Consider the following 11862-nt stretch of genomic DNA (forward strand, 5'->3'; position numbering starts at 1 on the left):
GTTCGGCGCCTGCTTTTTTTGTTTATATCTCCCTGGTTTGGTGCCCGCCCCGGTACTGCCCCCCCCCTCCCCGCCGGGGGGGCGGCGGCCGCCGCCCCCCCCCCCGCACGCATCCTCCGTGAATCCGGCCTGATCCGGACGAGCGGACCTAGCGGCGATTGAGCCCGCGGTCGACCGCGGACATCAGCTCGCCGTCGTCCGTGTCGCCGTCCAGCGACCAGAACATCGCACCCCCGAGACCGCGGTCACGGATGTACGAGGTCTTGGCGCGCAGCACCTGCGGGTCGTCGTACGTCCACAGGGTCGTCCCGTCGAACAGCCAGGCGTGGCCGTTGCGGGTGTCGCGGTGCACCGTGTACTGCCCGGAATCGGCCAGCTTCTTGAGGGCCTTGTAGTCCTCGTAGCCCGCCGCGTACGTGGCCGGGGCGGGTGCCGTCGCCGGCTGCCCGAGACCGTCGCCGCCACCGGTCACTCCGGTCCAGCCCTGCCCGTAGAACGGCATGCCCACCACCAGCTTGCGGGCGGGGGCGCCGCGCCTGATCCAGTCACGGACCGTCTGGTCGACGCTGAAGTCGCCCTTCGCGTACAGGGCGGACTGCTGGGCGGTCGTCGTCTCACCGGAGACGTGGAAGTCGTAGCCCTGGAGGTTGACGAAGTCGAAGTCCCGCATGATGCGGCGGACATCGAAGCCCGCGTCGATCTTGGCGGGAGCGGTGGGGACGAACGCCGAAAGCTCGTACTGCTTCTGACGCCCCTTCTGGTTCGTCTGCGACTTCTGCGACTTCGCGTAGGCGTCGAGCTGGGTACGGAACTCGTGCACCAGAGCGGTGAAGTTCTTCTTGTCCTCGGGGCGGTAGACCGTGTCGGTGTCACCGGCGGAACCGGGCCACTCCCAGTCGATGTCGATGCCGTCGAAGAGGCCGGCCGCGGCCCCCTCGCCCCCGCGTACGCCGTCGACGGGCAGGTTGCCCTTGATGTACAGGTCGATGCAGGACGAGACGAGGGCCTTGCGCGAGGCCGCGGTGCGGGCGGCGTCGGAGAAGTGGGTGGACCAGCTCCAGCCGCCCAGCGAGATCATCACCTTGAGGCCGGGGTGCTTGGCCTTGAGCTCGCGCAGCTGGTTGAAGTTGCCCGCGAGGGCCTGGGTGTCGGTGTCGGCGACGCCGTCCACCGATCCCGCGGCATCGAGCGGACGGGCGTAGTCCGCCCACGCGTCCGCCTCGCCGGGCACGTTGCCTGTGAAGCACCTGCCTTCGGCGCTGACGTTGCCGAAGGCGTAGTTGATGTGGGTGAGCTTGGCGGCCGCACCGCTCGTGTCCAGGTCCTTGACCTGGAAGTCGCGCCCGTAGACGCCCCACTGGGTGAAGTAGCCGATGCTCTTGTACGCGCGGTTGTGGCCCGCACCGCGGTCGTCACGGCTGCCGCGGTCTTGGGCGCCGTCGGCCGTGGCCGCGGGGGCGATGCCTGCCAGCAGCGCGAAGGCGCAGGCGGCCGTGGTCAGTCTGGACAGGGTTCTTCGACGCATGGGACTCGTTCCTGTGCGTGTGCCGGAGCTGGAGAGCCAGCGAGAGCCGTGCTGTGCAGAGGAAGGTATTGGTCTGGACCAAAAACGGTCAAGAGCCTGTGCGGTGCCGCGCGAGGTATGCGCTGGTCGGCAAGGAATCATCACATCGAGTGAAACTTTGGCCTGTGCTTGCGGTGCACAACCCACGGTTGCCAGGCTGTTGCAGTCTGTCAACCTGTTGGGAGTGGCCTGTGACTTTCGGTGAGCAGCCCGCCTATCTGCGCGTGGCGAGCGATCTCAGAGAGAAGATCGTCAACGGCGCGCTGCCGCCTCATACCCGCCTGCCGTCGCAGGCGCGGATCCGCGAGGAGTACGGCGTGTCGGACACCGTCGCGCTGGAGGCGCGGAAGGTGCTGATGGCCGAAGGGCTGGTCGAGGGGCGGTCGGGCTCCGGGACGTATGTGCGTGAGCGTCCGGTCCCGCGCCGGATCGCCCGCTCCGGCTACCGGCCGGGAGCCGGAGCCAGTCCGTTCCGCCAGGAGCAGACGGCGGAAGGCATGCGCGGGACCTGGGAGTCCCGCAGTGAACAGGAGGGGGCCAGCCCCGAGATCGCCGAACGCCTCGGCATCGAGCCGGGTGACCGGGTGATGCGTACGAGGTACGTCTTCCGGGACGCGGGCGAGCCGATGATGCTCTCGACGTCCTGGGAACCTCTCGCCGTCACGGGCCGCACGCCGGTGATGCTTCCGGAGGAGGGCCCGCTGGGCGGCTGCGGTGTGGTCGACCGGATGGCCGCGATCGACGTCGTCGTGGACAACGTGGCGGAGGAGGTCGGCGCGCGCCCGGGGCTGGCGGAGGAGCTCTTGGCGCTCGGTGGTGTGCCGGGGCATGTGGTGATGGTGATCGGGCGCACGTACTACGCGTCGGGGCGGGCCGTGGAGACCGCGGATGTGGTCGTGCCGGCCGACCGCTACCGGATCGCCTACCATCTGCCGGTCAGGTGACCGGCCATGCGGCGTGTGCGGGCCACGACGACCGCTCGGGGGATGGTGCGTCCGCTGTCCGGTGACGAGGCGTCGAATCCCCCTCGCCGCCCTTGACCCGCAGGCAATCGCCGACTGTGGGGCTTGTCATGTCCGGCTCGTAACTTCCCGTTCGTCACCCGCACGCGGACCGGCGAACGGGAAGTTGCCGGTGACGTAGGACGCAACGCCCGCAACGCCCGCAACGGCCGAGGTGCCGTCACCGGCTCCACAGGGCGAGCTCCGGAGCTGCTGAGCGAAGCTCGCCGCGGATGAGAGCCGTGAGGACTGCCCCTCCGCTGCGCGCCGCACACCTTCCGGCGTCGGTCGCCCTCGACGGTCGCGGGTACCGCGCTCGGAGCCCACTTCGCCGACTTCGCGATCTGCACCTCGTCACCTACGGGGATCGACGTTTGCCGCAAGGGAACAGGGGGCGGGGCCGGTCTGCTGCCGTTGCCCACGCCGCGTACGGCCGCCGGCTGACGCGGACGGTGTGTGAGGGGGCGCATCCACATGGGTGCGCCCCCTCACGCATGACCGGATGTGTATCTCTTTGTGTAAACACGCATCCGCTGAGTGAAGGTCAGGCGTACGCTCGGGCATATGCGTACTGCGGTTTCCTGGGGATCCTTAGAGACGTGCACGCCAGTGGGGAGAGGGGCGAAATGCTTGGGAGGGACACGATGACCGACAGCGGTGCCGTGCTCCCTTGGCTGGTGATTCGGCAGGACGACAACGGCAACAGATACCGCGTCGGTCGCTATGCGACACAGGACGAGGCACAGAAGATCGCGGACGGCCTCGAGCGCCACGGGCACAAACAGCTCTACTGGGTGGAGCGCGTGGGCCAGAGCGCTCGCCCCTGACGGCTGCGGCCTCCGGGGCCGCGCCGGCCGCCCCCGTCTGCCGCCCGTACGGACCCTCGCGGTCCGAGTGACTCCGAACTTCCGCCGGGGCCGTCCACCGTCCAGGACGGCCCCGGCTCCCGTCCGTCGTGGGCGTGGCGGTCCGGCATGCCGGACGGCGCCGTATATTCGCGTCCCGGAAGCCCTTTTCCCGCACGCTCTCGGACAGTACGTCAGACGTGGGGTCGGCCCGGGTGTTGTCGGTCGCACCGACTGCCGGCGAGGTGTCGAGAATCCTGAGCCGTTGAACGCGCTGAGGCGTCGAAGACTCCTGAGCCGACCGCCCCGAGCCGCACACCACGGCATCCGAAGCGGCGGCCGACCGATGGCAAGGACGAAAAGATGCCGGTGCTGATCGACACGGTGGCCTGGGTGCGGGTGGAGAACGGCAGGATTCTCTGCGCGCGACCGAAGGGGAAGGACATCTTCTACATCCCCGGAGGCAAGCGGGAGAGCGGGGAGACGGACCTGCAGACCTTGCTGCGCGAGGTCGAGGAGGAACTGACGGTGACCGTCGTCCCCTCGACCGTCATCCATGCGGGTACGTACGAGGCGCAGGCGCACGGCCATCCGGACGGTGTGGTGGTACGCATGAGCTGCTACTACGGCGACTACCGGGGCACGCTGGCAGCCAGCAGTGAGATCGACGAGATGGCCTGGTTCTCCTACGGGGACCGCTCTCTCGTCCCCCCGGTCGACCAACTGCTCTTCGATGATCTCAACGCCACGGGTGAGCTGATCTGAACGCCTGGCGCATGCACCCGTACGCCCCACCTGGCGGGTCTCGCGATAGGCTGCACCAAATTTCGGGTATGTGCTGAATATCCCCTCCAAGTGGGATGCACCCCGTTTTCCGTCTTGGGAAGTGATCGGCGTGACCGATACCGAAGGCGACTGCGCAGAGTGGAGCTTTCCGGCGGTGCCGGGCTCCGTGCGCAGCGCCCGGCATGCGGTACGCGATGCGCTGCACGTCTGGGGGCTCGACGCGGCGGTGGGAGACGTCGCCGTGCTGCTCGTGAGCGAACTGGTGACCAATTCCCTGCGCTATGCGGCGGGCCCCATCGGGGTGCGGCTCGTGCGTCCGCATCCGGACGGTGAGGGTCCCGGTCCGCGGACTGCCGGGCAGGCCCTGCTCGTGGAAGTCTCCGATCCGCTTCCGGATGCGCCCACCGAACGCATGGCCGGACCGGAGGACGAAGGGGGGCGCGGGCTGCAGCTCGTGGCTTGTTCTGCGCGCCGCTGGGGGACCCGGCGCGGAAAGAGTGGCAAGACGGTGTGGTTCGAGCTCGCTCTCCCTGGTTAGGAGTGGGAGGGGACGCACAGCGATCACCGGCGGTCAGGCAGGACCTGGCTGAAAGGGACTGAGACCGTGCTGTGATCGTGAACGCCGTGCCGGTAAGGCCCGTAGTGCTGAATACTGCGGGCAGGACCGGTCCGGTGTGTGAGCTGGAGGGGACGGTCGCGTGAGCGAAATACCTGGGTCGGCGGGCGACGTCGTGTGGCAGAGCAGCCCGCCCGGCTCGATCTATGACTACATCAGGGTCGCCTCCTTCTCGATCGGGCCTGACGGGCTGATCGAGCAGTGGAGCCGGCGGGCCGCCGGTCTGTTCGGCATGGCCTCCCACGAGGCGGTGGGCAGGGATCCGGTCGAGGCCTTCATGCCTGCCGAGCTGCGCTCGGACGCTCATCGGCGGGTCGGCGAGATCCTCGACGGCAAGGAGTGGACGGGTCTCGTCCCGTTCCGGATTCCGGGTGAGGGCGGCGCCGAGGGGCTTGCCGAGATCTATGTCATGCCGAGCGAGACGGGGAGGGGCGAGCGCGCCGCGCTCTGCATCGTCGTCGATGTCCGGGCACTACGGCGCATCGAAACTGATCTTGCCGCATCACAGGCGATTTTCGGCCAATCTCCCTTCGGCTTCGTGCTCTTCGGTGCGGACTTCACGGTCGTACGGGCCAACCAGCGGTTCGCCACGGTCTTCGGTGGCGAAGCGGACGACCATCGCGGGCGCACGGTGGACGACTACCTGGCCGGGCAGGAGGCCGACCGGCTCTCCAGCACCCTGAAGCGCGTCCTGGAAACCGGTGATGCCGTCACCGACCTCCAACTGGTCGGCACCGTCCCCGGCTCCAGCGCACGGCGCCACTGGTCCATGAACCTCTACCGGGTACACAGCGGCGCCGGACGTCCGATCGGCATCGCGGGACTCGCCACAGACGTCACGGGCCGGCACATCGCCGCCCGCGAGGCAGCCAGTGCCCGTCGTAATCTCGCACTCCTCAACGAGGCCAGTGCGCGCATCGGCAACTCCCTCGATCTGGAGACCACTGCCCGGGAACTGCTCGACGTCGCCGTGCCCGGCTTCTGCGACCTGGCATCCGTGGACCTCTACCAGGGACTGCTCACCGGCGACGAGGCATCACCCGGAAGCTGGGGCCGGCTCCGGCAGGAGTCCGGCGGCGGTTCGGCGGAACTCCGCCGGGTGGCCCAGGCCAGCGCAGTCTCCGACGCGCTCCCCGACGGCCTGCCGGGTGGGAGGCTGAGCGGCGGTGCCGATCCCGGCGGGGACGAGGCCGCGGGGCCTCCCGCGCTCGGCGCGGTCCACCGCTACCCGTTCAACTCGCCCTGTGCCGTCGCCCTGCGCACCGGCAGCGTCGAGGACGTGCCCGGTGACGAACGCGGCTTCGTGCACTCCACACTCGCTGTGCCGATGGTCGCGCACGACATCGTCATCGGTCTCGTCCAGTTCTCCCGCGCCAAGGGCAGCGAACCCTTCGGCGAGCGGGACCGGGCCCTGGCCACCGAACTCGCCGCACGCGCGGCCGTCTGCATCGACAACGCCCGCCTCTACCGCCGCGAACACGAAAGGGCGCTGATACTCCAGCGCAGCCTGCTCCCCCCGGGCGACCCGGAGGCCGCAGGTCTCGACATCGCCTGCCGCTACCTCCCCGGCAACACGGCCACAGAGGTCGGCGGCGACTGGTTCGACGTGATCGAACTCCCAGGCCATCGCACAGCCCTCGTCGTCGGCGATGTCATGGGCCGTGGGCTGCGGGCCGCTGTCGCCATGGGAGAGCTGCGCACCGCCGTACGCACCCTGGCACTCCTGGACCTGGAGCCGGCCGAGGTGCTCTCCGCCCTCGACGAGGTGGCCCGTGGCCTCGGCACCCCCGGCGGCGGCGACCGGCGCGACGCCTTCGGCGGAGGCGGCGGTGCCCAGTGGCCCTCACGCGTCGCCCACAAGTCACGCGAGGCGGACCTCTCCGAGGTCTACCTGGCGACGTGTGTGTACGCGGTGTACGACTCCGTCACCAGGCGGTGCACCTTCGCCAATGCCGGTCACCTCCCTCCTGTGGTGGTCGAGCCGGGCGAACCGGCCCTGTTGCTGGACGTTCCTCCCGGCATGCCGCTCGGCGTCGGTGGCGAGCCCTTCGAGGAGGTCGAGGTGGAGCTCAAGGAGGGCGCCCTCCTCGCCCTCTACACCGACGGTCTCGTCGAGTCACGTGACCATCCCCTCGACGAAGGCCTGCAAGCCTTCCGGGACGCCCTCACGGAGCCGTCCCAGCCGCTCGAGGACGTCTGTGACCATGTACTGGCCACCCTGGACACCCGCCACGGCGAGGACGACATCGCCCTGCTGATGGCGCGCATCCAAGGGCTTCCGGTGGATGCCGTGGGCGACTGGAGGCTTCCCCGCGAGCTCCGTTCTGTCGGCCGGGCCCGCGAGCTGGCCCGTGCCCAGCTGACGTCGTGGGACCTCGACGACCTGGTGGACACCACCGAACTGCTGGTCAGCGAGCTCGTCACCAACGCCCTGCGCTACGGCGAGGGCGAGATCAGGCTCAGGCTGCTGCGCGACCGCACCCTCGTGTGCGAGGTATGGGACGCGGGCCTGGTCCAGCCGCGGCGGAGGCGGGCACGCGACACCGACGAGGGCGGTCGCGGGCTGCAGTTGGTCGGACTGCTGAGCGCGGCCTGGGGGTCACGACGGACACCGCGAGGCAAGACGGTGTGGTTCGAGCTGGCGCTGCCCGACGGCGAGCCGGCTGCCGAACTCTCGGTCGAGCAACTCCTGAGCATGTACTGATCGGGGGCGGGCGGCGTGCGGGCGGGCGGTGCCGACAGCCGCCGGTCGCGTCATGAGCCCGACTTCAGGGCGGCGAGCCGGGCCTCGACCTCCGCGCTCTCATCGAGGCTGTCCAGCTGCTCGAACTGTGCGTCCAGGGACGACGCGGCGAGCTCCTGCTTGCCCACCGCCTTCGCCTCCTCGCGCCGCACCTTGTCCTCGAAGCGGCTGAGCTCACTCGTCGGATCCATGACGTCGATGCTCTTCACGGCGTCCATCATCCGGTTCTGCGCCTGGGCGGACTTGGAGCGCGCAACCAGCTCGTCGCGTTTGGACTTCAGCTGGGTCAGTTTGGTCTTCATCTGGTCCAGGCCCGTCTTCAGCTTGTCCACCACCACCGTCTGCGAGGCGATGGTGGGCTCGGCGGTCTTGGCCTCCTGCTCCGACTGGAGCTGCCGGCCCAGCGCGACCTTGGCCAGGTTGTCGAACTTGTCGGCATCGGCGGCCGATCCCGCAGCGCGCAACTCGTCGGCCTTCCTACTGGCCGCGAGGGCCTTCTGCCCCCACTCCCGCGCCGCGTCGACGTCCTCCCGGTGATCCTGCTCCATCAGCCGGAGGTTGCCGATGGTCGCGGCCACGGCCTGCTCGGCCTCCGAGATGTTGCCCGTGTACTCGCGGATCAGCTGGTCCAGCATCTTCTGGGGGTCTTCCGCCTGGTCGATGAGGGCATTGATGTTGGCCCGCGCCAGCTGCGTGACGCGGCCGAGGATGGTCTGCTTGGTCATGGCACCTCTCCTTGTGTGCAATAGAGCGACTGACGCAACGTGAATCCGCGGCTGACGCGACGCGCCGTCCGTCAGAGCCTCAGAACCGGCCTCCGCCGCCCCTTCGGCCACGGGTTCCCCCGCCGCCGAAGCTGCCCGGCCCGCCCGAGAACCCTCCTCCTCCGAAACCTCCCGAGAACCCCCCTCCGAATCCCCCGCCCCGGCCGCTCCCCCCGAGGAGTCCGCCGAGGAGGATGCCGCCCAGAACCGCCCCGCCCATCCCGCTTCCCCCTCCTTGTACACCGCCCGGACCGTTCTGGTTCCGGTAGGCCCGCACGTCCTGTTCCGCCAGGCCCTGCGCCAGCCCGGCCAGGGCGTCCGCCTGCTGGGCCTCGGCCAGGGCGCCCTGCGGATCGTTCGATTCGCCCAGTTCGCGAGCCCGCTCCCACCGCCGCTGGGCCTCGGCCAGCCGGGTGCGGGCCTGGCTGCCCACCGCTCCCCTGTTGGTGGTGATGTAGTCCGCGGCCGCCCCGATCGCCGAACGTGCCGTGAGCATCGCCTGGTCGAGGAGAGAGCGGGCGCGCAGGTTTCCGTGCTCCTGCTCGCGGGCCCCGGTGAGGGCTTCGTCCAGCGCCGCGTCCGCCTCCTCCACCCTGCGAAGAGCGTCGATGGGGTCGTAGGGACCGGCTTCCGTCTCGCTCCGCACATCGCTGAGCACCGACGCCGCCCGCGCGATCCTGCCCTGCAGATCCGCGGTGGAGACTCCTTCGGCCGTACCTTTCAGCAGACCTCCGGCATCGGCCAGATCCGTCTCCGTCTCGGTGAGGGCCCCCGGCAGCTTGCCCGCCGCCTCGGCCAGTTCCACAGCACGCCGGTCCACGGCATCGACGAGTGCGGACGCCTGCCCGATCGCGCCCTCGGCGGCCCGGACGTACACCGCTGCCTTGGCGTTGTCGCCGTCGGCCACGGCCTGGCGCGCCTGATCGAGGCCGGATGTGGCGAACAGCAGCCGGTCCTCCGCCTGTTCGACGGAGCCGGCCACCGGTGCGGCGGCCGACTCCGTATACCGGCCGCGCATTCCAATGAGGGTGGACTCCGCCGTGGAGATCCGTCCGGAGAGGTCCTGGAGAGTGGCCTCCGCAGTCGCCACGGCCTGGGGCGCGGTCTGCTCGAGGGCGCGCAGCCGGTCGAAGTCCTCGGCCACGGCGTCCAGACGTCCGTTCGCCTCCGCGCAGCGGCTGACGATCTCGTCGAGCATGCGGCGCCGTGTCGCGTCGTCCTCCGGGAAGGCGTCGTCGAGCTGCTGCCGCAAGCGGAAGGCCGCCGTCAGCTCCGACTTGGCATGGTCGACGGCCTGGGTGAACGGAGCCGCGGCCTCCTCACCGAACTGCGCGGTGGCGAATCCGAGTTCTTCCTCGCTGGTGCGCACGGCGTCGTCCGTGTCCACCAGGTCGGCCTTGGCCTGTGCGTCGAGTTCCGGCAGCGGCATCGACGGCTCCGCGGACTCCTGGGCTCCGCCGCTGCCCCAGCCGGCCGCGGCAGGGGTCGTCCGGCTCGACGCACGCTTCCTGCGGCGGGTGTACGCGTAGGCGGCGACCGCACCTGCGGCGCCGACGACGGCGATCGGGACGATGAGGTTCCCGGCGCTGCCGCTGTCGGAGTCACTGCCCGTCCCGGGATCCGCGGGCCCCGGTGTGATCGCGGGGGCCGGAACGGGCCGGCCGGCGAGCACCGCGGCGTACCCGTTCGCGGCGCCGATCGCTGCCCCGGCCCAGTCGTTCTGCCGCAGAGCCGGTTCGATCGCCGTGCTCGCCACGTCCTGGAGCTGTCCGTCGGTGAGCCGCGACCCCTGGTCGACGGAGTAGGCGTACTGCCGGTCGTGTGTGGCCACGGCCAGCAGCACGTCGTCCTGTCCGAGGCCGTTGCGGTTCGCGGTCTCGTCGGCCCAGGTCTGCGCGTCGCGGCCGGAGAAATCGCGTACGTAGACGACGAAGAGCTGGATCCGGCTGCTGTCGAACAACTCGTCGAGCGCGGACTCGACCTGCTGGTCACGGTCACCGAGAGCCCCCACCTTGTCGGTGATCTGCCCGTCGCGCGACAGTTCCACGGGGTCGTCGGCGCGGGCGCCCGGCGCAGCGGGCAGCGCGATCCAGCACATCGCTGCGAGCACGGCGAGGAGGACCCTGGCGGGTATGGAGATCCGGGTACGGCTCGCGGGCTGCATCACATTTGGGAGGCTATGTCCGCCCGGTTCCCCTCGCGACCCGGCACCTCCAGTCCTTGGACGGGCCGGCTCCCTGTCGTACGGCCGCGCCCGCCACCCCGCGTCGCCACGCCATGGACGGAGGCACGGATGAGGAGCGGGGGCGTGCCGCGCAGCGGCTCCGCATCCGATCAGGCGACCCGGGCCTGCCGAAGAAGGAACGGAAGGGGCTGAGGATTGCGTCTGTGACGCCAGGGACGAAAGCGGTGCGGGCCTTCCGGCAGGGGGACGTCAGCCGACCGTGTTGCAGCGGCACAGCGAAACTCAGGGGGTACGGACATGGGCGCAGGGAAGACGGCCGGAGCGGTGCGGAGCAGGTGGGCCCGTTTCCGATGGACCTGGCCGCGACGCATCGCTCTGGCGCTGGTCCTGCTGCTCGTCCTGCCGGTCCTGACCGCGGGCATCGCGCTGCGGCTGAACTACACCGGGGATCCGGGCGAGGACACCCGCACCCGGGGCCGTGATGCCATCTGGCTCGGCCATGCGTGGGTCGACGGGCGCAAGGGCGACAAGGACCTGGAGGCCTTCGCCGCACAGATAGAGGGAACGGGCATCAAGGACCTCTACGTGCACGCCGGACCGCTGGAACACGACGGCACCCTGCCGACGAAGCGCTATCCGAAGGCGCAGTGGCTGATCGACGCGGTGCACCGCACCCTGCCCGGCATCCGGGTGCAGGCCTGGCTCGGCGATGTTCTGGCGACCGAGGGGCCCGACGGCCTGCGCCTCGAAAGTGCCGCGTCCCGTGCGGCCGTCGTCACCTCCGCGCGGCAGATACTCGACGCGGGGTTCGACGGAGTCCACTTCGACCTGGAACCCCTGCATTCCGGGGACAGCCACTACCTGTCCCTCCTCGACGATCTGGGCGAACTCACCGGTGCCCGCAAGGCGCAGCTCTCCGTTGCCGCCCACCAGATCGATCCGGTACCCGCCGCGCACAGCATCCTCGGCGCGCTCATCGGCAGGGGAAAGTGGTGGTCGCAGGAGTTCTTCGGTGAAGTCGCCGGGCGGGTCGACCAGATCGCCGTGATGTCGTACGACAGCTGGATGCCGTTCGAGGGCACCTACGGTGGATTCGTCGCCCAGCAGACCGCGCTCGCCCTCGAGGTGACGCCCGAGGACACCGACCTGCTGATGGGGCTGCCGTTCTTCCACGAGAACGATCTGGGGCACCGGGACGCCGCGGAAACGGTCGAGGCCGCGGTCCGCGGTACCAGGCTGGGCCTGGCACGGACGGACCGCGACCGGACGCGTTTCGGCGTTGCGCTCTACGTCGACTTCGCGGCGCGCGAGAGTGACTGGCAGGCCTACCGGGAAGGCTGGCACTGAGTCCGCGGCAT

The 11862-nt window shown here is 70.0% G+C and carries 9 protein-coding genes; 6 read left to right on the top strand and 3 right to left on the bottom strand.

What is annotated here, in order from left to right:
• Nucleotides 1-148 precede the first annotated feature (148 nt).
• Nucleotides 149-1525, bottom strand: a complete 1377-nt coding sequence (locus ACFW9O_RS24010; RefSeq protein ID WP_384612019.1) for a glycoside hydrolase family 18 protein — start codon at nucleotides 1523-1525, stop codon at nucleotides 149-151.
• 230 nt (nucleotides 1526-1755) lie between these two features.
• On the opposite strand from ACFW9O_RS24010, the gene ACFW9O_RS24015 reads away from it, so the two are divergent.
• The 5 genes from ACFW9O_RS24015 to ACFW9O_RS24035 all read left to right on the top strand — a co-directional run bounded on the left by ACFW9O_RS24015 (nucleotide 1756) and on the right by ACFW9O_RS24035 (nucleotide 7516).
• Nucleotides 1756-2508, top strand: coding sequence for a GntR family transcriptional regulator (locus ACFW9O_RS24015; RefSeq protein ID WP_351175042.1), 753 nt, complete (start codon nucleotides 1756-1758; stop codon nucleotides 2506-2508).
• A 683-nt stretch (nucleotides 2509-3191) separates the two neighbouring features.
• On the top strand, nucleotides 3192-3392 hold the full coding sequence (locus tag ACFW9O_RS24020; protein WP_351175040.1) for an SPOR domain-containing protein: 201 nt from the start codon (nucleotides 3192-3194) through the stop codon (nucleotides 3390-3392).
• 381 nt (nucleotides 3393-3773) lie between these two features.
• Nucleotides 3774-4175 carry an NUDIX domain-containing protein gene (locus tag ACFW9O_RS24025; RefSeq protein ID WP_351175038.1) on the top strand — a complete coding sequence of 134 codons (402 nt, stop codon included), beginning with the start codon at nucleotides 3774-3776 and terminating at the stop codon, nucleotides 4173-4175.
• A 121-nt stretch (nucleotides 4176-4296) separates the two neighbouring features.
• Nucleotides 4297-4734, top strand: coding sequence for an ATP-binding protein (locus tag ACFW9O_RS24030; RefSeq protein WP_384612021.1), 438 nt, complete (start codon nucleotides 4297-4299; stop codon nucleotides 4732-4734).
• A gap of 193 nt (nucleotides 4735-4927) precedes the next feature.
• Nucleotides 4928-7516, top strand: a complete 2589-nt coding sequence (locus ACFW9O_RS24035; RefSeq protein ID WP_351175076.1) for a SpoIIE family protein phosphatase — start codon at nucleotides 4928-4930, stop codon at nucleotides 7514-7516.
• A 50-nt stretch (nucleotides 7517-7566) separates the two neighbouring features.
• Here the strand turns inward: ACFW9O_RS24035 and ACFW9O_RS24040 are convergent, their stop codons facing one another.
• Complete coding sequence (locus ACFW9O_RS24040) at nucleotides 7567-8280, bottom strand: PspA/IM30 family protein (protein WP_384612023.1); 714 nt, start codon at nucleotides 8278-8280, stop codon at nucleotides 7567-7569.
• Nucleotides 8281-8359: 79 nt separating this feature from the next.
• Nucleotides 8360-10483 (bottom strand): TPM domain-containing protein, encoded by a 2124-nt coding sequence (locus ACFW9O_RS24045; protein ID WP_384612330.1) that lies wholly within the window; start codon nucleotides 10481-10483, stop codon nucleotides 8360-8362.
• A 318-nt stretch (nucleotides 10484-10801) separates the two neighbouring features.
• Between ACFW9O_RS24045 and ACFW9O_RS24050 the strand changes: the two genes are divergently transcribed.
• Nucleotides 10802-11851 (top strand): hypothetical protein, encoded by a 1050-nt coding sequence (locus ACFW9O_RS24050; protein WP_384612025.1) that lies wholly within the window; start codon nucleotides 10802-10804, stop codon nucleotides 11849-11851.
• The last annotated feature ends 11 nt before the right edge of the window (nucleotides 11852-11862 follow it).

This window comes from Streptomyces sp. NPDC059499 (assembly GCF_042749285.1).
In the GTDB taxonomy this organism is placed as follows: domain Bacteria; phylum Actinomycetota; class Actinomycetes; order Streptomycetales; family Streptomycetaceae; genus Streptomyces.

What these genes read in the sequence shown, in the direction of transcription:
- ACFW9O_RS24010 (WP_384612019.1), bottom strand. Translation starts at nt 1,525, where the DNA reads ATGCGTCGAAGAACCCTGTCCAGACTGACCACGGCCGCCTGCGCCTTC.
- ACFW9O_RS24020 (WP_351175040.1), top strand. Translation starts at nt 3,192, where the DNA reads ATGCTTGGGAGGGACACGATGACCGACAGCGGTGCCGTGCTCCCTTGG.
- ACFW9O_RS24025 (WP_351175038.1), top strand. Translation starts at nt 3,774, where the DNA reads ATGCCGGTGCTGATCGACACGGTGGCCTGGGTGCGGGTGGAGAACGGC.
- ACFW9O_RS24040 (WP_384612023.1), bottom strand. Translation starts at nt 8,280, where the DNA reads ATGACCAAGCAGACCATCCTCGGCCGCGTCACGCAGCTGGCGCGGGCC.
- ACFW9O_RS24045 (WP_384612330.1), bottom strand. Translation starts at nt 10,483, where the DNA reads ATGCAGCCCGCGAGCCGTACCCGGATCTCCATACCCGCCAGGGTCCTC.
- ACFW9O_RS24050 (WP_384612025.1), top strand. Translation starts at nt 10,802, where the DNA reads ATGGGCGCAGGGAAGACGGCCGGAGCGGTGCGGAGCAGGTGGGCCCGT.